A 21,754-nucleotide genomic window follows, 5' to 3' on the forward strand; every position below is an offset into this window, starting at 1 on the left:
CCACAATGTCCCTTATTCATTTCGACGCCATGCGCCTGCCGAATCATTGCCAGGAGCTGCGCAAGGAGGTCCGGGCGTTTCTGCAGAGCGAGATCGCAGCGGGCACGTTCGATCCCGACGGGCCGGAGGTCGGCGCGAAGAATGCCGATGAATTCTCCCGCCGCGTCGGCGCGAAAGGCTGGATCGGCATGACCTGGCCGAAGAAGTATGGCGGTCAGGAGCGCAGCTTTCTCGAGCGCTATGTCGTGACCGAGGAGATGCGGATTGCCAATGCTCCCGTGCGGCGCTTCTTCGTCGCGGATCGGCAGAGCGGTCCAACCCTCATTCGCTACGCCCATGAAAAGATCAAGCAGGACGTGCTTCCCCGCATCATCCGCGGCGAGCTGTTTTTCTGCATCGGCATGAGCGAGCCCAACTCCGGCTCGGACCTGTTCGCGGCGCGGACGAAAGCGACCAAGACCGACGGCGGCTGGCTGATCAACGGATCGAAGGTCTGGACCAGCAGTGCGCATCTGGCGGACTACATGATCGGCCTGTTCCGGACCTCGAGCTCGATCAAGGAGAACCGGCGGCATGGCCTGACGTCGTTCCTGGTCGACATGAAGACGCGGGGCATCACCTGCCGACCAATCGGACAGATGAGCGGCCAGCGCGACTTCAACGAGGTCATCTTCGAAGATGCCTTCATTCCGGATGACCACGTCATCGGCGAGGTCGACGGTGCCTGGAAGCAGGCCACGAGCGAGCTGGCCTATGAGCGCTCCGGGCCGGAGCGGTTTCTCGAAACCTATGACGCGCTGCTCGCGCTCACCAACGCGGCGGGCGTCAAGCCGGACGTCCGAGTGACGGTCGGCATCGGGCGACTGGTCGCGCAATTGCACACGCTGCGCCGCATGTCCGTCTCGGTGGCGGGGATGCTCGAGGCCGGCCGCGAACCCGTCGTCGAGGCCGCAATCGTCAAGGACCTCGGCACGGTCTGGGAGCAGGGCCTGCCGCACCGGGTCCGCGAGCTCGCTTCGCTGCTCGACCTCGAGGACGACGAAGAGGACGCCTTCCGCAACAAGCTGGACTTCGAGCTCAAGATCGCACCGAAGCTGACGATCCAGGGCGGCACCACGGAAGTCCTGCGTGGCATCATCGCGCGCGGGCTCGGGCTTCGCTGATCAGCAGATACGAAAGGAATTCGGCACCACATGAGCACTGATATCGCAGTTACCAGGCAAGGCCACGTCGCAACGATCGAGATCCAGCGGCCGCCGCTGAATTATTTTGATCTTCAGCTTATTCGCGACATTGCCGACGCACTCGACAAGATTGATGCGGAGAGCGAAATCCGGGCGGTCGTCCTTGCCGCGCAGGGCAAGGCGTTCTGCGCCGGTGCGGATTTCAATACGCCGGCTCAGGGCGCGCAGGCGAACAACGACCGGCGGGACGGCGGCCACCTCTATATCGAGGCGGTTCGCATCTTCCGGAACAAGAAGCCGATCGTCGCGGCCGTGCATGGCGCGGCGATCGGCGGCGGCTTTGGCCTGGCGATGTCGGCGGATTTTCGCGTGACGTGCCCCGAGGCCCGGTTTGCCGCGAACTTCACCCGTCTCGGTTTCCACCCCGGCTTCGGGCTGACCGTCACGCTGCCGGAAGCCATTGGCAAGTCGAACGCAGAGCTGATGTTCTACACGAGCCGGCGCGTCACCGGTGAGCAGGCGCGGGCAATGGGATTGGCCAGCGTGCTGGTTCCTCAGGATCAGGTTCGTGCGGCCGCTGTGTCGCTCGCGCAGGAGATTGCCGAATGCTCGCCGCTCGGCCTCCTGTCGACCCGCGCCACCATGCGGGCAGGTCTGGCGGACCGCGTCAAGCGCGCCACGGATCACGAGCTCGCCGAGCAGAACCGCCTGCGTGTGACGGACGATTTTCGCGAAGGCGTCAAATCCACGGCGGAGCGCCGATCCGCCAATTTCACTGGCAAGTGAGGGGCCATCATGACGGAGAAGCTCGAAAAATTCCCGGACGGCAGCTGCGATTGCCATGTCCACATCTACGGGCCCTTCAATCGCTTCCCGGCCGACCATGCCGGCCGGTTTTCGCCGAAGCAGGAATTCCCGGTCGAGATGCTGTTCGACGTTTGGAAGTCGATCGGCATCTCGCGCGGCGTTATCGTCCATGCCGGCAATGCCGGCTCGGACAATGAGGTGACGCTCGAAGCCTTGAAGCGTTTTCCAGACAAGCTGCGCGCTGTCGCGATCCTCAACCGGGACGTCACTGACAAGCGGCTGGACGAGTTGACCGACGCCGGCTTCAAGGGCGTGCGCATCAATCTGTTGTATCAGGATGGCAAGCCCGTGATGTCGGGCGGCATGAACCTGGACGATCTGAAGGCCTTGGCGCCGCGCATCGCCGAGCGCGGCTGGCACGCGCAGCTCTGGATCGAGACCGGCGATCTGCAGCAGCTGGCGCCTGAGATCGAAAAGCTCCCGCTTGATTTCGTGATTGATCACCAGGGGCGTACCATGGCGGACAAGACTGTCAATTACAGCGGCTACCAATGGTTCTGCGACCGCGGCCTCAAGAGCGGCCGCTACTGGTGCAAGCTGTCCGGCGCCGACCGCAACACGCGCGTCGGCAGCCCGTACAAGGACACCGAGGATTTCATGAAGGCGCTGGCCGCCGCTAACCCCGACCGGCTGGTCTGGGGCAGCGATTGGCCGCATGTCGGACACACCGGCGATGCGGTCCCGAAAGAGTCCGTGCTGATGGACCTGTTCAGGCGCTGCGTGCCTGACGAAGCTGTCCGCAGGAAGATCCTGATCGACAATCCGAGCCGGCTCTACGGCTTCTGAGAGCCGAAAGCCGCGAGGGGATCACACTGGGCTGGTCCCGGCGGGATTCTTGGCCCGCAGGGCCGCCGTCGAACTTGCCGTCGCGATGAGCACGTCGTTCGAATCCCGCAGCTCGGCTTCCAGGAAGCCGATGCTGCGTCATTGTCGCACGACCTTGCCGTAAGAACGGTACAGGCCCGGATGCGCGGGCAGCAGGAACGCGACCTTGATTTCGAGGCTTGCGACCGCGATCTGGTATTCACCACGCAACAGGCACGCGGTGGCCATGGCGGCGTCGAGCCATCCCGTGACAATTCCGCCCTGGACGATGCCGCCCCTTGGGTGGCCTTCAACCGAGTGGCAGTGGCGTTGTTCGGCATGCCACTCGATCGTGACGCGGTTTAGTATCTTATCGTAGGTGACGCCTCCTATGCCGAGAAGCTCCCATGCCGGCGGACGCCGCGCTTCGATCTGCCTGATCAGTTCTGAAGTGGACATGTCTCTCTGATTGCTCGCTGCTCGGATTCTGCACGAGGCGAGCCACGGCACGCCTGCAGGTAATCAACATGAGCGGAACGGCTCCGCAACTCCGCCCAGCGGTGATCAGCTATCCGCCGCGATGCCCTTTTGCCACGTGGAGGGATTTCCGCCGAAACCGCGGCGGGCTCGCTTTTCGAGCCAGTAACCCATTTGGGGCGGGACCGCGCTGAAGGTCGGATCGGCGCCGAGCTTCTGTGCCGCGTCCATCGCCCAGTTCGGGTTATTGATGAACTCGCGGCCGACCGCGACGAGATCGGCCTTCTTGTTCTGAAGGATCGCTTCGGCCTGATCGCCGTGGATGATGAGACCGACCGCCATGGTCATAATGTCTGCCTCGCGGCGGATATAGTCCGCGAACTGGACCTGATAGCCGTACGCGTTGAGGCGGAAAAAGTTCGGGACCTTGCTGTTGAGGCCTCCTGTGCTGCAGTCGATGACATCGACGTCCTTCGTCTTCAGGATACGCACCAGCCGGGCGTTCTCCGCCGGTCCCCAACCCGCCTCGTCCTCGATCGACAGGCGGACAAACAGGGGCTTGGACGCCGGCCAATGGGCGCGAACGGACTCGGCGACCTCGATGGCAAATCTCATTCGGTTGGCTTCGCTGCCACCATAGTCGTCCGTTCTCTGATTGGCCTCGGGCGAGAGGAACGAATGGATCAGATAGCCGTGGGCGGCATGCAGCTCGACGACGTCGAAGCCGGCCTGGTCGGCCCGCGCCGCCGCCTTGCCCCAGGCGTCGATCGCATCGGGGATCTCGCTGCGCTCCAGGGCACGGGGCGTCACATAGCCGCTGCCGAATGAAAGCGGGCTCGGACCGATCAGGTCCCAGCCTTGCACGTCCTCAACCGCTGCGAGCTCCTGCGCAGACAGCGTGCCGTCACCTTCCCAGGGACGCCGGGCCTTGCCCTTCCGGCCGGTGTGCCCGAGCTGGATGCCAGCCAACGCGCCGTTCGATTTGATGAGGCTGGCGATCTGCCGGAGCGGCGCGATGAACTTGTCATCCCAGATGCCGAGGTCTCCAATCGTCCCGCAGCCGCGGCGTTCGACCTTGGTCGACTCCACGATCACAAGACCGGCGCCGCCCGCGGCGAATTTGCCGGCGTTGCTCAGATGCCAGGGCGTCGGAAAGCCGCGCTCTGCAACGTATTGCAGCATCGGCGGGACCACGATCCGGTTCTTGAATTCGACATCCCGGATACGTAGTGGCGAGAACAGCAACGTTTCGTTCATCCCGGCCTCCCTTGTTGATCCAAGATTAGGGGGCCAGTCTCCGCATGCCAATGCGCGTCAGGAACGACGTCGCATTTCCATGGATGTGAAAAGTAGTGCTGACGATTTCCCGAGCGTTGGAAGCGAGAGGCCTGAGCGGCAGCACTGCAACTGCCGATCAAGCCCTGGCTGGTCCATGACGCCCGGAGATCAGGACTTCTTCATCAGCGAACACTTGCTTTGTTCGCGAGGAATGTTGGCGTCTTCGGCCGGGACGGTTGCGACAACGTCATAGAAGTCCCAAGGTCCCTTGGACCGCTCGACCGTCTTTGCGCGCAGAAGATAGTAGTCGTGGATGTGCATGCCGTCCTCACGAACATATCCCTTCTCCGAGAAGAAATCGTTCACGGGCATCGAACGAAATTTTGCGAGCACGGCGGCGGTATCGAGCGTTCCGGCCGCTTCGACGGCCTTCAGATAGTGCATGGTTGCCGAGTACAGGCCGGCCTGAACCATGGTCGGCATACGGCCGACCTTCTCGAAGAACCGCTTCCCGAACGCGCGCGAGGCGTCATTCCGATCCCAGTAGAAGGCCTCCGAAGTGTACAGACCCTGCATGTTTTTCAGACCGACAGACTTGGCATCCGTGATCTGGAACAGCAGCGCCGCCACCTTCATCTTGCTCTTGAGTCCGAGCAAGCCGAATTCGTGAGCCTGCATGAGCGAGTTGGAGGTATCACCGCTGGCATTGGCGAGCGCCAGCACATTGGCGCCGGAGCTCTGGGCCTGCAGCAGGAACGACGAGAAGTCGCTTGTGTTGAAGGGGTGGCGTACGGAACCGACGACCTTGCCGCCGTTCGCCTTGACCACGGCCGAAGCATCCGCTTCGAACGCGTGACCGAAGGCATAATCGGCCGTCAGGAAGAACCATTCGTTGCCGCCTTGCCCCATCAACGCCTTCGCCGTGCTGCGCGCCAGCGTGTTGGTGTTATACGTCCACTGGAAGGTGTTGGGGGAGCATTTTTCGTTGGTGATCGTCGAGGCCCCCGCCGACGACACGATCATCATCTTGTTCTTGTCGCGGACCAGATCGGCAAGCGCCAGCGCGACCGCCGAGTTTCCGATGTCGAGAATGACGTCGACGTTTTCCGTGTCGATCCAGCGCCTGGCGATAGCCGAGGCGATATCCGTCTTGTTCTGATGATCGGCGAAAATGAGCTCGATCGGCTGCCCCAGCAGCTTACCGCCGAAATCGGCGATCGCCATCTTGGTGACTTCAACGGCCGCAGGCCCCGCGGCATCCGCATATTGGCCCGATTGATCGTTGAGCACGCCGAGCTTGACCGGCTTCGACGCAGGCGTCTGCGCGTGAGCCGAAGCAAGACTTAGGAAGACCATCGACGCGGCCAGCACACTTCTCATTTTTTCACTCCCTTTGAAATTTTAACCCTCGAAATCAGAATCGATCTTGCGACGCCAGCCGCGCTGGCGGAGGCCGCTATTCCGCGGCCTCGTGGTATCGCTCCACCCCGTGCAGGCTTTCGCCATTGGTGCGAAGCGCTCCGCCCCATTTGGCGAGCCACCAGCCATATTGTTCGGGCCACTTCTCGAAGTTGCCGGTCAGCCCGAAATGCTCTGCCGCGTGGAGCGCCCAGAACGGATTGAAGAGCATCTGGCGGGCCATGAAGATGAGGTCGGCACGGTCGTCCTGCAGGATCTTCTCCGCGAAATCCGGGGTTCGGATCATGCCGACTGCGCCGGTTGCAATGTTGGCCTCGTGGCGAATGCGTTCGGCGAACGGCACTTGGTAGCCTGGGCCGCGACCGAGATTGGCATTGGTCGATCCGGCGCGAAGATTACCGCCTGTCGAACAGTCGACCAGATCAACGCCCAGCTCCTTCAATTTGCGGGAGAAGACGACGCTATCTTCGATTTCCCAGCCACCATCGATCCAGTCCGTGGCCGAGATGCGCACGAAGAGCGGGGTGGACGAAGGGAGCGCGGCCCTCACGGCGCGCGTCACTTCCAGCGGAAAACGCATCCGGTTTTCGAGGCTGCCGCCATATTCGTCGCTGCGGAAATTGGCGAGCGGCGACAGGAATGATTGCAGGAGATAGCCGTGAGCCATGTGAAGCTCGATGACGTCGAAACCCGCCAGCACGGCCCGGCGCGCCGTCGCGACGAATGCATCGCGCACGCCGACGAGGCCTTCCTTGCTAAGAGGAATAGGAGTCTGGAAGCCTTCGGAGAACGCGACATCCGACGGCCCCGTGGGCACCCAGGTTTCCTCTCCCATCTCGATATCGCGGTCCGTCAAATGACTGTTGCCCCGGAACGCGCGCTGCTGGCTCGATTTTCGTCCGCCGTGATTGATCTGGATCGCCGCTTTGGCGCCATGCGATTTGATGACATGAACGATCTGGCGCATGCCGTCGATCTGGCCGTCCTCCCACAATCCGGGATCGCCGTTGGTGATGCGCCCCTTCCGGGTCACCGACGTCTGCTCGACGAAGACAAGTCCGGCCCCGCCCATGGCGAACTTGCCATAGTGAACCAGATGGAACGGCGTGACGTAGCCGTTCTCGGCCGAGTACATGCCCATCGGCGAGACGACGATCCGGTTGCTCAACTCGACGCCACGAAACGCGATGCTTTCAAACAGCTTGACCATTGTGATCTTCCCCCGAATTAGCGGACCGGAAATTCGCGCCTCGACGTGCGTCATGCTTGTGCAATGGCGCCGGAGCGCCGCAACGCATCGATCTCGCTGGTGGACAAGCCGAGATATTCCGACAGGACCTCGCCATTGTGCTGACCAAGACGCGCGGACGGGACGTAGTCCGGCGCTGCCGTATCGTGGAGCACCAGCGGACTGCGATGAACGAGGATGTCGCCGTATTCCGGGTGCTCGATCTCGCGCAACATGCCCCTGGCGTGGAGGTGATTGTCCTCGGTCACTTCACGCAAATCGCGAACCGCGGCGCAAGGTACCCTGTTGATGCGGCAAAGCTCGGTGACCTGGTCGCGCGTGAGCTGCGAGGACCACTCGGAGACGACCTGGTCCGTCAGATCGATGTGTTTCAAACGGTCGAGCACCGTTTTGAAGCGCGCATCGTCGGCCAGCTCCGGCCGTCCCATCGCGCGCGTCAGTCCGGTCCAGTGGGATTCGTTGACGCTGATGATGGCGACATACCCGTCGGACGCGGGATAGACATTATAGGGCGCCTCCGCGAGCCCGCCGTGGCGGTTGCCGGTGCGAGGGGCCGCCGCCTTGCGATTGAAGACGTCGGCCAGGTTCGAGGCCATCGCCGGATAGACGGTCTCGACCATCGCGATCTCGACCAGCCGGCCGCGGCCGCTCTTCGCCCGATCGTAGAGCGCGGTGAGGATGCCGGCGTACAGATGCACACCGCTGATGAAGTCGGTAATGGCCGGCCCCGCCTTGACCGGGGGACCATCGGCAAAGCCGGTCACGCTCATGATGCCGGAGATCGCCTGGACGGTCAGGTCCATCGCCAGATTGTCCCGGCTGGGGCCCGACAGGCCGTAGCCGGTGGCCGAGCCGTAGATCAGCCGCGGATTGATGGCGCTGAGCACGGCGTAGCCGACGCCCAGTCGATCGAGCACGCCTGGCGCGTAGTTCTCGATCAGCACGTCGGACTTCGCCGCGAGCTCCTTCAGGACCCTGGCCCCGTCTGGCGACTTCAGATTCAGGCTGATGTTGCGTTTGTTCGCATTGAGCATCGCGAACGGGACGGCGTTGCCCTTGCTGATGCGGGCACGATGACGCACCGGCTCGCCGTTCGGCGGCTCCACCTTGATGACGGTCGCTCCGGCCTGCGCCATCAGGAAGCCGGCATACGGACCCTGATACACCTGCCCGAGATCGATGACGATCACGCCATCGAGCGGCAGCTTGTTGTTGTTCTCCAAGGCTTCCTCGGTCTTGTCAGAAATTGTAGAGCCGCGCCGGATTGGCGATCAGGATCTTTCGGCGGATGGCTTCGCCGGGGACGCACTCGTGCAGCAGGCGAAGCAGATCCTGAAGATCGGGCCTCGTCTCGGCGCTGTGGCCAACATGGGGCCAATCGCTGCCCCACACGACCTGATCCGGGGCAGCCTGAACGATGGCGCGCATGAAGGGCGCCGTGTCCGCATAGGGACGGCCGACACGCGTGTTGCGATCCGCACCCGAGATCTTGGTCCAGTACCGGCCGGTCTTCAGCCGGTCGGTGAAGGCGCGAAAATCCGGATGCTCGTGCCCCTTGTCGGCCATGGTCCGCGACATATGGTCGATCACGTAGTTCAGCGGCAGCTTCTCAAGCTCGGCGGCAGCGGCGACCAGATCCGAACTCTCGATCCAGAGCTGGGCATGCCAGCCTCGCTCCGCGATGCGAGGGGCGAGCTTGACCAGATCGTCGTAGCTGGTGCCGAGTGTCGAGACCGGTTTGCCGTCCTGCCGGATCATGGTGACGCGCACCGCCTTGAAGCCGGCATTGGTGAGTTCATCGAGCCGGCGATCCGAGACGTCGGGCCGCAGGATTGCGACGGCACGAAGCCTGTCGGGATAGCGACGCAGCGCGTCGTAAGTGACAGCGTTGTCTTCTCCAGATCCCACCGCATGAACGATAACGCCGCGCGTGACGCCGAGCTTGTCCCAGATGGCAAAGGCGTCTTCGATCGTGAATGGCCGTGCGGCGGTAAAGCGTCCCTCGTTTCCGGGCGGAAAGCGATCGAACGGGCCGTAGATGTGAAAATGACAATCGCAGCTGCCTTCAGGCAATCGATAGTCCATGCAAGCAAATCCCTGTTCGGTATTGAGAGGTGTTGCCGTCGCTGCGCACAATGGCCTGGCCAGCGTCACCGTCGTGAGCGCGAGGGTTGATCTTCAAGAGAATGGTCGCGAGCAGGTTCAACTTGGCGACGGGGAGCCGTGCAGCGACCGGTCGCTCCGGCCGGCATCAGTCGAACGCGGCAGACAATTTCATTCCCAGCTCCATGACGTCTCCTTGCAAGCGCGCGCCACCCGTGAGCGTTTTTGTTGTTGGGCGGCTGTGACGCCGCGGCCTTGCCGGCCGGGGGAGAACACTAAGAGCAGGGCGCCGCTGAGTCTACTCTTTACAGATATGTATTTCTATTTACATATATATGGAAAATAGTCGCGATCACGGTGTTAAGGCGCTAAGTTTGCGCTCGCGCCAAGTTCTGGCCTATTCAGAATATCTGATCCAGTTATTGGAAATATTTCCACATATGTGAAGATGATGGATTCCAGCATCAAGTCAGCCAAGCGGATCTTCGAAGTCCTCGAGTACTTCGAGGATGTGAAACGACCGATCTCGCTAAAGGAAGTCGCGACCAAGTGCGACTATCCCACGTCCAGCGCTGCGGCGTTGCTGAAGAGCATGGCGATGCTCGGTTACCTGTTCTACGACAGCTACAATCGCACCTACATGCCGACGATGCGCATTGCCCAGATGGGCCGGTGGCTGGACACCGGGCTATTCGGCGACAGCGCCATCCTTGCGCTGGTCGATTTCGTCCATGAGAAGCTCGACGAGCTTGTGAGCATCAGCACGCAATCCGATCTGCATGCTCAATACATTCACGCTTTACAAACCAGCAAACGTTTGCGCTTCGAAGTGAAGTCTGGCGATGTCCGGCCGCTTGCGATCAGCGGAATCGGGCGGACGCTGCTCAGTGGTCATACCGACGTCGAGATTGAACGGCTACTGCGCCGCATCAATGCCGTTTGCCCGCGGGAAGAGCACTTCGAACTGAACGCGTTGATGAAGATCATCAACGGCATCCGGCGCGACGGCTACATGTTCTCAAAACACATCATCGTCCAGGACGCCGGGGTGATTGCAGTCCTGCTGCCAAAGCGCGACTTCGGACGCAACCTGGTCCTCGGCGTCGGCGGCCCAGTGTCCCGTCTTGAGGAGCGGCAGGATGAAATCCTGGCTTGTATGCGCGAAGGCATCGCCCGGTTCCTGACGTGACCTCGGGCGTTTGGCAGAACAAGGCGCGCCGCAGGACCGCGGATGAAACTTTGTCGACCTTCATGGCCTCATCGCTCTGAGGGGCGTCAAGGGAGCAGTCGGTTTCGTCGCCACCTGCACATGGTGTCAGCTTTGGGCACAAGCGGCAGGCGAGGCGAGCGCGCCTCCGCCTCCGCTCTACTGACGATAGCCCACAATAGGATCGGCGTGGCTAGGCTAACGCCAGGAAGACGAGTTTATTACATCAGCGGAGATTGCTGTCGACCGACGAGCACGTCCATCTATCTCCAAAGCCCAAAGCGGCGAGCGAGCGCGGAGGTGATGCGGTCCTCAATCGCCATTTGTTCATAGGTCAGTGCGGATTGAGCGTTCGCGATCGCCGTCAACAAGCGATCTATTGCCGATGCAACTGCATCATTTCCTGAGCGGTCTCCGAGTTCTCCGGTTGGACTTTGAGCTTGTGTATAATTTCCATTGAACGCCGCATGGTATTGCTCGTGTGCGCCTACTGCTTTGGCTGGTAACGCTCGCCGCAGAGTTGATGTTCATTTGATTCATGCGTATGGCAGATGTGCCGACCGGCGCCTTTAGCTGGCCCGTAGTGCGCTTGCAGCCTGTCGGTAGCCCGCGCTAGCTCGGCCCTTCAAAAGTGTGGACATTCTGACGGTAGAGCTAGACCGCTTTCTCGAACGGTAGGAAGATCAGTATTCGAATCGGCAACGGGAATGCCGCAGCAGGCTCTCGCCTGGCCGATTTTTCTAACTTCAGAACAAAAATCGAAAGGGGGAGGTCGGCTTTTAGCAAGACGGAGAAGTTACCTCATGTCTCAAGATGAGCCTCTCAGCCCTCGCACAAGAGCCGCCGGTAGCGCGCGGAAAGCTGTCATCTCCAGGAAGCCGAGCGCCCTGAAGCACGGCGCCTTCTCTTCGATCGACTTGATGCCTTGGGAAAGCGCGGACGAGTTCGACCGGTTGTGTCGTCGGCTAATCGAGAAATACTGCCCCGACGGCCCTCTCCAGGAAGAATGCATGGCGAGCATCGCTTCCCTGATGTGGCGCAAGCGTCGGATTCAGAAGAGGCGCGAACTCGATCTGGCTGCCGAACTTGATCGTGCGGAAAATGCTGTTCTGTGGCAGCACCCGCCGCCGCTCGCTGATGATTGGCTCGAACACATGAAACAGGAGGCCGCAAGGCTCACTGAGGCGAATACGCGCTCTCGGCGCGTCCGCGAAGATTACGATGAGCTCTTTAATTTCAGTACCAGCCTCTATCGCGACCTCGCTGCGTCGACCTTACGGCGCGCAATTGAGATGTTGCCCGCCGAATTCGCCGAACACCTCAAGAAGGCCTGCCCGGAAGGAAACTACGAAACCAATTCTCAATGGATCGTTGCGCTTAAAAGGGAGGTTGACGGCGTATTGCTTCCAATGGTGCGCAGGCGTCACCCCACCACAGAAGGCAATCGTTCCGCAGAAGCTGCTGCGAAGGTGCTGAACGAGAAGCGCCTGTTCGCAGACCTTGCCGCCGAAGAGCGCATCGAGCGACTGATCGATCAGCAGGTGCACCGGTTCTTTAAATTGCAAGCGGCCGACGAGCTGATGATGCATAAGAGGAAGTCGCCAGTCCGGATGATTGAAGCATCAATCAACTCCGCAAACGAGCCCGAGGCTCAAGGCTGAAGCTGGCATGCCCCGATGGCGGGTGCTCACCGAGCGCAAGTTCGCTGCTTCACTTTGCGAGTATCGAGAAGGGATTCGCGGGATACGGGCAATTTCGCAAATCGATCTCCGTAAGTACCTGAAGCAATTGGAGGTAGCTTTTGAGAGTTCTTTTGGAAAGCGCCTTTCGACCGAGACTAGCCGGAAGTAAGCGCCGCGATGAGCGCTCATACCCGAGTCTCGCTCGCTGCGATGCTTGACCGACAGGATCTTCCTCAGAGGGCGGCTGTTAGTTCTGCGGCGAGACGATCCATAAGCACTAGTGTGAAATCGACTGTGAGATGGTTTGCGTCTCTATAGACAACGACGCCGTCGCGAATGGCCGGACATACCAAGCCTGTGCAAATCGACGATGTTAGGTCGATCATGCGCGCGTTGTTAATGGACGAGACGGCACGTTGCTCTGCTTCGAACACTTCGTTGCTTGTAGTGAGCGAAAGACTGCGACTGCAGGTGCTAAATGGTAAGCGCCGCCATTCCGCCCGAGCAAGACAATTGCCGACGGGGTGGTAAGGAGTGGGATTGTCGCGGATCACAATGAGCTTGGCGTTGACCGGTTCGAGTTCCTTGAGCGCTCCAAATAATCCACGCTCCCATGTCTCAATGCTCACTGCGTGAGGTCCCAGATTGGTGAATGGTCCCTTGACGTTTCCGCTCGAAAACTGCGCCAACAGTATCGCGTCCGGGCTATCTTGAGTTTTTATCATGGCGATTGCCTGCTCGCGCCAGCTTGCGCACTGCGGCGAGAGCCGGCGAAGTCGCAAACTGTAGACCTTGGAAACCGGGATATCGGCGATAGGACACGAGGCCTTCAGGTAGGTAATAAGCCGCCATCCTCTCTGTTCGGCAATAGCCGCGAGCGCGGTCGTCCATTGATCGGCGTGAGAATCTCCCAACAGCACAATTGTCTTTGTATAGCTAGATGGGCCGAACACGCAGCGGGTGGGACTTTGTGTGGTGAACCCGGCCAGACAACCACTCTCGCTCGAAAGTGAATATTTCGAAGTCGAGGCAACTATCTTCGCTTGCGCGGCATTCGTGACGTGCTGCGCAATGGCGAACGAAAGGATGCCGGCAACCGTGGCGGCTAACGTAACGGCGCCACCCATGACTATTGATCGTACAGATCGTTGTGCCAGCCAGTGACTAGCTCTGATGGGGTGTTCGAGCCAGGCGAGGCTGAGCGACGAGAGAACGATTGTCATGACAAAGAAAAGGCAATTGGCGAGTGCCGTGCTGCCAACAAGCACCGTACCAAGAACTGCAATCGGCCAATGCCAGAGGTAAATGGCGTAGGACCGGGCACCGAAGAACTGAAACGGATGCGTCCTGAGCAAAGCCGATGGTCCAGCAGGATTGTTCCCCGTGAGCAGCAGCAGTGCCGTAGCTGCCACCGGAACAACGGCAACTACTCCCGGGAACGCCATGAAGCCGTCGATAGCAAAGAATGACAGGATGAGAATTGCGAAGGACAACCATCCAACGATCGAACTCGAGCCAGGCTGCTTTGCCCAGCGCTCGAAGGGTCTTGTTGCGATCAGAGCTCCTGCTCCAAACTCCCACGCCCGAGGGGGCGCGAGATAGAACGCCCAAGCTTGCTTGCCGTAGGTCAGGTAGATGCAGGCAGCGAACGATCCGAACACTACGATCAGTAGAGCGAGCAAGATGATCTTTTGGCTGAAACGACCGACAATGAGGAGAAACGCGGGCCAGACCAAGTAAAATTGTTCCTCGACTGAAAGTGACCACGTATGAAGGAAGGGATTGAGCGAACTTTCGGGGGCGAAATAGTTCATGGATTGGCGGAGGAGCCAAACATTGGCGGCATACAGCGCTGAAGCTGCGGCCGACTTGGCCATCTCCTTCTGTTCAAAGGGCGCCAGCACGAAGTATCCGATGATCAGGGTCGTTAGCGTGACCGCGAAGGCGGCAGGCAAGAGTCTCTTAGCCCTGCGACCATAGAAGCCAAGTAAATCGAGTTTCCCGGTCGCGGCTATCTCCCGAAGCAAAAGTTGCGTGATCAGGAAGCCGGATATGACGAAGAACACGTCTACACCGACAAATCCGCCGGTTAAGCCCGGAACTCCGTAATGAAAGGCGACCACCGATAGAACTGCGATCGCCCTCAGCCCCTCGACATCGGCTCTGAAATGGGTCGCCGCTCGCGATACGGGCTGCATGTCTGTTGCTGTGCACATTGCATCTAGAAAACGCGCGAACAATCAGTACCACGCATTTCGTTCGGGGAGTTTGTCCGTTTTCAGCTGTTCGTGGGGCGGCGGCGAGGCAGGGGCTAGTGTCGGCGGATACGCGAAGGAGAAGTCGGAGCTGACCCGCCAGGCGCGGAGAAGTAATCTGCAGATAATATCCGCTCGGACCAAAGCCGGCAGATTGGCGTTATTCGGTGACCTCAGCCTTAGACGCGTTCGAACAAGATGTCGAAATAGGCGCCACCAGATGCACGCTTCGCAAACCGGTCCTCGCGTCTCACCTGAAAGCCAAAATCTTTCAGATAAGAGCGTATTTGATCAACGGTCGCACAATTCCGGTATGACTCGAAGTCCGCCGCTTCAGCCTTGATGAATCTGAATTGCCGCAAGATGTCTTGCGCACCCCGCAGAACCAGCAACTCCGAGCCCTGGGTGTCCAACACAAGGGCATTGTATTGCCCGGGATCGACCTGCCACATTTCAAGAGCCGTTTTCAACGTCGAAGAACGAATCGTTATGTCGCGGACGAAATGCACATCCGGCCAAATGTCCTTGTGGTCTTGCAAATCCAGAATGGACGATGACAGGCCATCATTGTTCGAGACATGGAAAGTATAGGGCTTGCCATCAGTATCGGCGATCAGCGCGTTGATTGCCCGCTGGTCAGGCAGCGAGCGGATATTTTGTCGAAGCATTTCAAATTGCTCCGGCACAGGTTCTATCCACGCCACCTTGAGTTTGTGTCGGGCATAGAGGTCCCGTTCTTGGCCAGCATTTGCCCCGACATGAATCACGCCGGAACATAGTTCAAGATAGGAGTCGGGATCGCCGTAAAGGCGGCGGGAAATGTAGCGGCGCAATCGGCCGGCAAAGCGTAGCGGCGCTGTGAGCATAATGAGTTCGCCTGTGCTTATCGCCTGAACAGCCCACCCGGCAATTTGACCTGTGCGTGAAGGGAGGTCAACCCACTCTATACTAAGCACGCCAGTGTTCCGTTGGAAACAATGGCGGCAAAGCGGCGACGCATTCGACGAAGTACGCGATGTTGCCCAGGTGCTTCAAAGTCGGTGAAAGATCAATTGAAGACGGAGGAAGGCCTTTTTCCGAAAAGCCCCCGAACGTATTGCCGCATAGAGCGCGCGTTATTGCAGCGCCCGAAATTGAGAGTGCGATCTGCGAGCCGAGGTCGCTTACCACAAATGTGGCAGTACGGAACTCGATCGCACAGGTCGCATTTTTGCTGCAACTCCAATGAGTGACGGGCTTGACGTTATGCGCCGGCATGGCGCAGCTTTGATTGTCCGGCGGGTTGGGTGTCCGGAGGTGTCGATATGGAGAAATCTGTCGCTGAGCATTACGGTGCGCAGTTCTTCAAGGAACAGTCAGGCGGGTCTTTCGAATCTGCGTCGGTGATCGTCCCGCTGGTGCTTCGACTTTTCAAAGTCAATTCGGTCGTTGACGTCGGCTGCGGTGTCGGCGCCTGGCTGCACGAATTCGCTACGAACGGTGTGAGCGATTATCTCGGAATTGACGGCGACTATGTGCCTCGTGATCAGCTCAGAATTCCGTCGGAAAGGTTCAGATCCATGGACCTTCGATCCATCACCGATATCGGCCGCAAATTCGATTTGGCGTGTTCGTTAGAGGTGGCCGAGCATTTGCCCGAGAGTAGCGCGAATGAGTTCGTTTCCGCGCTCGTGGCCGCTGCACCAATCGTACTGTTCTCTGCTGCAGTCAAAGGGCAGGGCGGTAGAAACCACCTGAACGAGCAGTGGCCATCCTACTGGGCAGAACGTTTCAGCGGCCATGGTTACAGCGCCTTCGATTGCGTCCGACCGCAGATATATGACGACAGCCGAATTCGGCCCTGGTATCGACAGAACCTTCTCGTTTTTTGTCGCGGCGATCGTTGTCCCGAAGGTTATTCGTCGCTAACCAGCCCCTTCGACCTGGATCGCGTCCTGCCCGACTACTTTGAGTATAAGCTCCAGGAAGTCACCGAAGGCAAGAGTGCGGCGATAGCGGCAAGACATCTCCTCGGAAACCTTGGGGTCTTGGCAAGAGCAGCGAGACGTCGGTCCGGTCTCTAACGCCTCATTCCCCACTGCCGATGGAAGATGCGGTTCGCTTGCCTAAAGAGGGATGACACCGATGACGTCGCTTGGGCACGAGCAGCCAACATTAAGCGCCGCGAGAGCGCTTACTTGCTTCTCATCAATCGCGATGACGACCTACCGACAGGCTGGGGACCAGGACGCCGATCGAGGTTGTTGGCGAGGATCGATTTGACCGAGCCATAGGTGCGCGCGCCGATGTCGATCGCCCGCGCGGCTGCCGCGTCCAGGCGCTCGCGCCCGTAGGACGCGGCGAGCCGGAGGATGCCGAGACAGGCGCGGAATCCCTGCTCGGGGTGCGAGCGTTCGTCGAGAATGAGGTCGCACAACGCGCTGGTCGCCGGGCCGATCGCGGCGGCGTCCTGGCGGATGCGCACGATGGTCCAGCCGGTGTAGCGGCGATGGCTGGAGGCCATATGCTCCGGCACGGTGGTGTGCTTGTGATTGCCGCCTATGCGCTGATGCGCGGCAATCCGCTCGCGCGGGCGGTGATCCTAACGACGCCCGAGGAGCACGACGTATGGCTGCGGGCGCCTTCGTAGGAGGCGCTGCAGGGGCCACCGCTGGACGGAGCCCTAAAGATCGTCGCGACCGGCGAGAAGGAAGATGCGGTGGCCGAGTAGATCCCAAAGTTCAATTTTGCAACAGGCTGTTGCCAAATTGAGGATTGGCGTGTCTTTGCACAGGATGGCGGAACAGGTGAAAAAGCCGCAGCCCAGCAATTCGGAATCCCTGCGTTGTGCCCCCAGAAAACGAGGGACGGGTCGAAAGGACGTCTCGGGCAGGAGCGATCTCGATGCTGATGATGAAGCAGCGTCGGTGGCGATCCAGACGCGATCTCCGTGCTACAGGAGGTCGGCCGCCCTGATCTCCCGCGGCGTCCTCGGCAAGCCGTTCACGTCGACCTCAGAGTCCCAGTGGCCTTCGAAATCGAAAGCACCTGAAACTGCAGTTCTCCCGGCGCTCTCTGCGGGTTCACATGGCGGGCCAGTCTGACAAGTTGGGCTAATTGACCCCTCCCTCTGACGGAACATTAATTCTTTAGCGATGGGAGCGAAACAGATGAAAGCCATTGTTCGCGCAATTGTATTGTTCGGAATGTGGTCTCCTGCACAGGCACAAATGTGCAGGAGCCTCCCGTTTGGTCCTGAGAAAAGACAGTGCTTGCAGCGGAATTACCCCGGATTCTTTGCGGCAAGACTCGCTCGATGCAAGGAGTTATCTCTTCAACGAGGCTATACAGGAAGTAGGTTTGACCGCCGGACCAGACGAGACTTCGTTGTCGCCTGTATGCAAGGGCGGCAGGTCTAGTTGCGCCCCTAGCCCTCTGGTAGCGCGCGGACCGATAGCCGACTGCGCCGTGTACGCGGGGCAAACGTGAACCATCGTCGATGCTCCGGCTCGACGGAGGCGAGGTTATCAATTTCAACCATCGGCCCTCTTACAGAGCGCGATCTGGCTGTCACCACTTAGGTCCCAAAAGTCCTTGTAATGGGACCGATCCTTGCCCACAATCCAATTCAAAATTGTCACCTGAGTAAGACAAACTAAGATTGCTAGAATTGCAAGGCCGGCTAAATCTTTGTGTGACTGTGCTGAGAAAGCTCGATTGCTGAAATACCATAAGCCCTAATTGATTTGGTTTTCATCTCTTCAACAGGGAAGCGCTTGGCGCTGATCTCAGCAAATGAAAATGGCATCCAGGCTCAGGCTTTGCGTAATAGGGATCCTGGCGTCTTCCCTGGCGTCATCGACTGCGTTTTCGGCAGAGACTACGTTTTCATCAGTCACGTTCTCGAATTTCGTACAGGCGATCCAGGGAGCATCTGTCGGGGAAGTCAACATCAACGCAGATCTACGTTTCCCAAGCGGTAAAGAAGGTCGTTACCCGGCAATAGTAGTTGCCCATACGATTGGCGGCTACAATGAGGCAAACGAGGGCTGGTTCGCTGCTGAGTTGCGAAAGGCCGGCTTTGCGACGCTGACCTATGACAGCATTAAATCGCGGAAATGGAGTAGCCAAACGGCGGGAGCTAATCCAGGCGTCAATCCCTCGGTACTTGCCGACGCCTTCGCTGCATTAAGGTTTCTAGCTGGCCAACCCAAGATAAATCCGCAAAAGATCGCGGTGGTCGGGTTTTCGCTGGGCGGCGATGTTGCGCATATGGCCGCGTTCGAGAGATTTCGTAAGGCGATGGCGCCAGATCAACGCTTTGCTGCCCACGTAGCTTTCTATCCGGCTTGGACGATGGGCACTCGCGGTGGCCCAACCGCTTACACAGGCTCTCCCGTTCTTCTACTTCTGGGAGAGAAGGACGAGTTGACTCCCGCCGACAAGGTAGACACTTACCTGGCATATCTGACGAGCACGAATACGCCGCAGTCGATCGAAAAGCTAACCTATCCCGCCGCGTACCATGGCTGGACCAATCCTGCCTTCCGCGCGCCCAACTTTTTCAAGGATTTCGGCAGCGCACGCAAGTGTCCGACAATGCTCATTGGTGAAGCGCGGATTGGTCTGTTGATAAACGGAGAAGACAAGAGCTTCAACCCGACGCTGTGGGAGAGCTGCCGAAGCGATAGCCGAGGGTATTCGATGGGATTCAGTTCACAGACGCGCGCGAAATCACTCGCAGATACGATCGCATTTTTGCGTAGATCGATGAGCCTTTGACAGAAGTTTTCGTCATCGCATCAGGGCGGAGCCTATGGTTGATGAACTTGGCGTCTCCGAGATGGTCGAACGGAAGCTCGCGACGATTCTGTCGGCCGATGTTGCGGAATACAGCCGCCTGATGGCCGAAAACGAAGAGCAGACCGTGCAAACGTTTCGCGGCCACAAAGCGGTCTTTGAGTCGCTTGTTGCCAGTCACCGCGGACGCGTCTTCAACACCGCAGGTGATGCAATTCTCGCGGAGTTCGGCAGCGCCGTTGAAGCCGTGCGCTGCGCGACAGAAATTCAAGCAGCTTTGCGGACGCGAAATGATCAACTGGCACCATCTCGCCAAGTCAGGTTCCGTATCGGCGTAAATCTCGGCGACGTCATGTTGCAAGGGTCGGACTTGCTTGGTGATGGGGTTAATGTTGCGGCCAGGATCCAGTCCGCAGCGGACCCCGGCGGGGTTTGCATTTCAGGCAGTGTCTACGATCAGATTCGAAACAAGCTGTCGCTGTCATTCAAACCTTTGGGCAAAAAAAACTACAAAAACATTCCTCAACCGGTGCGCACTTATTCCATCGCCGAATCAAGCGAACTCCACGCGTCTGCGGCAGCCGCGAGACGCAGGCCAAGTTGGAAACTGATTGGAGGAATTGTTGGGCTTACGTTGCTGCTAATCGGAGGATACTGGTCGTATTCGTTCTATCGACAGCGCCAAATAGCGCTGGCGCAAGATGGCCGCTATGGGGGGCAAGTGTGCCTTGGGCCTTATCGGGAGGACACTGCTCGTTGCTATGCGGCGTCAGGCATCATTGTCAGAGAGAGCAAAATTTCCGCGCGATACCCTGCCAGAGACCCCGGCCTGAGCAATGTGATCTCTGGAGTTGTTTCCGATAAGGGAGACGTTACAATCGAGGTGAACATAGAGAACAGCAGCGGGCATCGCTTGGTGAGCGCACGGCTATCGGGAAAATTGAAGGATGGCATTCTCACGGCCGCCGGTGACGGCTTCCGGACCTACAAGGTTGATTGGCGGCGTGAGTAAACACTGACGTGGCAACGAGCCCGTCACAAGGCAAGCACGAAACGCGAAAAAGAGCATGTTGGGGCCTCGGGCAGACCTGAGACGGAAATCGGATGCGCGCAAGCGCGGTTAGGTTGCGCATCACAGAAGCGCGTCTGGATTTCCGCACTGGGCTAGGCTGACTTCCGCTGCGGCCTGGCCGCCGTCCTCTTTGCCGCGGTTTCCTTCGCCGGCTTCTTGCCTTCGATGGGCATCAGCATTTCCTTCTGGCCGCTCGAAGCCTTGCGCGGCTTCTTGGCGGGCTTGGCTGCCTTTACCAGCGGGGCCTCCTTACCGACGCTACGGCGCCTCCATCAGGTCGACGGCGTTTCCAGCCTTTGGCGTGATCGGCTTGCCGGCGCGCTGGCTGTTGATGAGATCACCCGGTCGAGGGATTGGAACACTGAGGCTGATCCACGACCCATTCGACGTGAGTGGGCACGAAATGGCTCTTTTGGCGCTCCGATCGGGAAGCAGTGGGGCCCCAAAACGGGTGGGTACTTGTGAATAAAAAATCGAAGCTCAGCGCGGTGCTGGCGGGAAGGTCGTGGCGACTGCTTACCTATTGCTTACCTAGCGTGTCCGGCAAAAGCCAAAAATGTGAATAAGCGTCCAAGATTGCCCCCTCCACCACTCGTTAGATCAATAGCTTAGCGCGCCGATCGGCGTCGGGACCCCACGCCGATTAAGACTCTGGAGCTTGCAGGCCGAAGCGATGATCAGACAAGCTGCCCGCATGCTGGCTACGATGTATTGCGTTTGCACCCAACCAGCCCATTCAACTATCGAGACCCTGGAGGTCGTGCCTCCCCTTTCGTTCGCGCTGTTCTGCATCCAGTATCCTGAAGAATGTGAGGAACAACCCGACCGGCGGATAACGAACTTCCAATCTCGAGGGCAGCGCTGGCGGGAGCTCAACCAAATCAACTCGACCGTCAATGTCGCTATTGTGCCAAAGAAGCAGGTGGCCAGTCAGCTTGATCACGACTGGCAGATCTTTCCTTTTGATGGAAACTGCAGCGACTATGCCGTCACAAAACGCCATTTGCTGCTTCGCGCCGGCTGGCCAAGTTCATCGCTTCTTCTCGCGGAGGTGATCATCCGCGCAAGCGGAGAACATCATTTTGTCCTGCTTGCACGAGAAGGAAGGAGTGTCTTCGTTCTCGACAATCTGAGCACGATCGTCATTGAACTGAACGAAGCCTTGGACAAGTACGTTCTTGTGCGCACAGAGTCGGATCGGGCTCCCCGGCTCTGGGTGCGCACGCTTGCGGCGTTTTTAGTGGCGAGGCTCGGCTCTCGATCTCAACGGGCTGCGTTTGCGGGTTGCGCTCTCAGTCGCCGAAGATGTCTGGCCGCTTGGGGCCAAGCCCCGACCCAAAGCCGTCCTCCTCAGGCCATTAACATTAGCAAGTAAACA

General features: G+C 59.3%; 18 protein-coding genes and 2 pseudogenes. 10 read left to right on the forward strand and 10 right to left on the reverse strand.

The features are described from left to right. Positions 1 to 5 precede the first annotated feature (5 nt). The 3 genes from LRP30_RS09305 to LRP30_RS09315 are packed head-to-tail and all read left to right on the forward strand — an operon-like array spanning position 6 to position 2,837. Positions 6 to 1,163 carry an acyl-CoA dehydrogenase family protein gene (locus LRP30_RS09305; protein ID WP_249760124.1) on the forward strand — a complete coding sequence of 386 codons (1,158 nt, stop codon included), beginning with the start codon at positions 6 to 8 and terminating at the stop codon, positions 1,161 to 1,163. Between the two features lie 30 nt (positions 1,164 to 1,193). Beyond that, positions 1,194 to 1,970, forward strand: a complete 777-nt coding sequence (locus tag LRP30_RS09310; protein WP_247305432.1) for an enoyl-CoA hydratase/isomerase family protein — start codon at positions 1,194 to 1,196, stop codon at positions 1,968 to 1,970. Between the two features lie 9 nt (positions 1,971 to 1,979). Then, complete coding sequence (locus LRP30_RS09315; protein ID WP_249760125.1) at positions 1,980 to 2,837, forward strand: amidohydrolase family protein; 858 nt, start codon at positions 1,980 to 1,982, stop codon at positions 2,835 to 2,837. A 138-nt stretch (positions 2,838 to 2,975) separates the two neighbouring features. Here LRP30_RS09315 and LRP30_RS09320 read toward each other — a convergent pair whose 3' ends face one another. The 6 genes from LRP30_RS09320 to LRP30_RS09345 form a co-directional block, all read right to left on the reverse strand. Then, positions 2,976 to 3,314 (reverse strand): PaaI family thioesterase, encoded by a 339-nt coding sequence (locus LRP30_RS09320; protein WP_249760126.1) that lies wholly within the window; start codon positions 3,312 to 3,314, stop codon positions 2,976 to 2,978. 105 nt (positions 3,315 to 3,419) lie between these two features. Further along, a complete protein-coding gene (locus LRP30_RS09325) occupies positions 3,420 to 4,589 on the reverse strand; it encodes an NADH:flavin oxidoreductase/NADH oxidase (RefSeq protein ID WP_247305439.1) in 1,170 nt (389 codons plus the stop codon). Positions 4,590 to 4,778: 189 nt separating this feature from the next. Next, entirely contained in the window at positions 4,779 to 5,990 is a 1,212-nt protein-coding gene (locus tag LRP30_RS09330; RefSeq protein ID WP_249760127.1) for an ABC transporter substrate-binding protein, read from the reverse strand. Positions 5,991 to 6,066: 76 nt separating this feature from the next. Further along, positions 6,067 to 7,239, reverse strand: a complete 1,173-nt coding sequence (locus tag LRP30_RS09335) for an NADH:flavin oxidoreductase/NADH oxidase (RefSeq protein ID WP_247305445.1) — start codon at positions 7,237 to 7,239, stop codon at positions 6,067 to 6,069. Positions 7,240 to 7,289: 50 nt separating this feature from the next. Continuing rightward, the gene (locus tag LRP30_RS09340; RefSeq protein WP_249760128.1) at positions 7,290 to 8,501 is read right to left on the reverse strand and encodes a CoA transferase; all 1,212 of its coding nucleotides are present in this window, start codon (positions 8,499 to 8,501) and stop codon (positions 7,290 to 7,292) included. A gap of 16 nt (positions 8,502 to 8,517) precedes the next feature. Continuing rightward, positions 8,518 to 9,363 (reverse strand): amidohydrolase family protein, encoded by an 846-nt coding sequence (locus LRP30_RS09345; RefSeq protein ID WP_249760129.1) that lies wholly within the window; start codon positions 9,361 to 9,363, stop codon positions 8,518 to 8,520. 466 nt (positions 9,364 to 9,829) lie between these two features. Between LRP30_RS09345 and LRP30_RS09350 the strand changes: the two genes are divergently transcribed. Both LRP30_RS09350 and LRP30_RS09355 read left to right on the forward strand, forming a co-directional pair. Next, positions 9,830 to 10,570: a helix-turn-helix domain-containing protein gene (locus tag LRP30_RS09350; RefSeq protein ID WP_249761733.1), complete on the forward strand. Its 741-nt coding sequence runs from the start codon at positions 9,830 to 9,832 to the stop codon at positions 10,568 to 10,570. Between the two features lie 1,028 nt (positions 10,571 to 11,598). Continuing rightward, positions 11,599 to 12,249: a hypothetical protein gene (locus LRP30_RS09355; RefSeq protein ID WP_249760130.1), complete on the forward strand. Its 651-nt coding sequence runs from the start codon at positions 11,599 to 11,601 to the stop codon at positions 12,247 to 12,249. Positions 12,250 to 12,503: 254 nt separating this feature from the next. Here the strand turns inward: LRP30_RS09355 and LRP30_RS09360 are convergent, their stop codons facing one another. Next, positions 12,504 to 14,468, reverse strand: coding sequence for an acyltransferase family protein (locus LRP30_RS09360; protein WP_249760131.1), 1,965 nt, complete (start codon positions 14,466 to 14,468; stop codon positions 12,504 to 12,506). Positions 14,469 to 14,704: 236 nt separating this feature from the next. Further along, positions 14,705 to 15,391, reverse strand: coding sequence for an FkbM family methyltransferase (locus LRP30_RS09365; protein WP_249760132.1), 687 nt, complete (start codon positions 15,389 to 15,391; stop codon positions 14,705 to 14,707). Between the two features lie 438 nt (positions 15,392 to 15,829). Here LRP30_RS09365 and LRP30_RS09370 point away from each other — a divergent pair, with 438 nt between their 5' ends. After that, on the forward strand, positions 15,830 to 16,588 hold the full coding sequence (locus LRP30_RS09370; protein ID WP_128938159.1) for a methyltransferase domain-containing protein: 759 nt from the start codon (positions 15,830 to 15,832) through the stop codon (positions 16,586 to 16,588). A gap of 110 nt (positions 16,589 to 16,698) precedes the next feature. On the opposite strand, the pseudogene LRP30_RS09375 reads toward LRP30_RS09370, so the two are convergent. Beyond that, positions 16,699 to 17,091, reverse strand: a pseudogene (locus LRP30_RS09375) (IS21 family transposase); the annotation flags it as partial. Here LRP30_RS09375 and LRP30_RS44925 point away from each other — a divergent pair. The 3 genes from LRP30_RS44925 (at position 17,029) to LRP30_RS09385 (ending at position 20,316) form a co-directional block, all read left to right on the forward strand. After that, positions 17,029 to 17,154 carry a hypothetical protein gene (locus LRP30_RS44925; protein WP_256477657.1) on the forward strand — a complete coding sequence of 42 codons (126 nt, stop codon included), beginning with the start codon at positions 17,029 to 17,031 and terminating at the stop codon, positions 17,152 to 17,154. The pseudogene LRP30_RS09375 and the gene LRP30_RS44925 sit on opposite strands and share 63 nt — an antisense overlap. Positions 17,155 to 18,305: 1,151 nt before the next feature. Further along, complete coding sequence (locus LRP30_RS09380) at positions 18,306 to 19,286, forward strand: dienelactone hydrolase family protein (protein WP_249760133.1); 981 nt, start codon at positions 18,306 to 18,308, stop codon at positions 19,284 to 19,286. Positions 19,287 to 19,320: 34 nt separating this feature from the next. Continuing rightward, a complete protein-coding gene (locus LRP30_RS09385; RefSeq protein WP_249760134.1) occupies positions 19,321 to 20,316 on the forward strand; it encodes an adenylate/guanylate cyclase domain-containing protein in 996 nt (331 codons plus the stop codon). Between the two features lie 152 nt (positions 20,317 to 20,468). Here the strand turns inward: LRP30_RS09385 and LRP30_RS09390 are convergent. Then, a pseudogene (locus LRP30_RS09390) lies at positions 20,469 to 20,715 on the reverse strand (Ku protein); the annotation flags it as partial. A 319-nt stretch (positions 20,716 to 21,034) separates the two neighbouring features. Here LRP30_RS09390 and LRP30_RS09395 point away from each other — a divergent pair. After that, a complete protein-coding gene (locus LRP30_RS09395; RefSeq protein ID WP_249760135.1) occupies positions 21,035 to 21,751 on the forward strand; it encodes a transglutaminase-like cysteine peptidase in 717 nt (238 codons plus the stop codon). Positions 21,752 to 21,754: the final 3 nt, after the last annotated feature.

The organism is Bradyrhizobium sp. C-145 (assembly GCF_023375135.1).
GTDB lineage: Bacteria > Pseudomonadota > Alphaproteobacteria > Rhizobiales > Xanthobacteraceae > Bradyrhizobium > Bradyrhizobium zhanjiangense.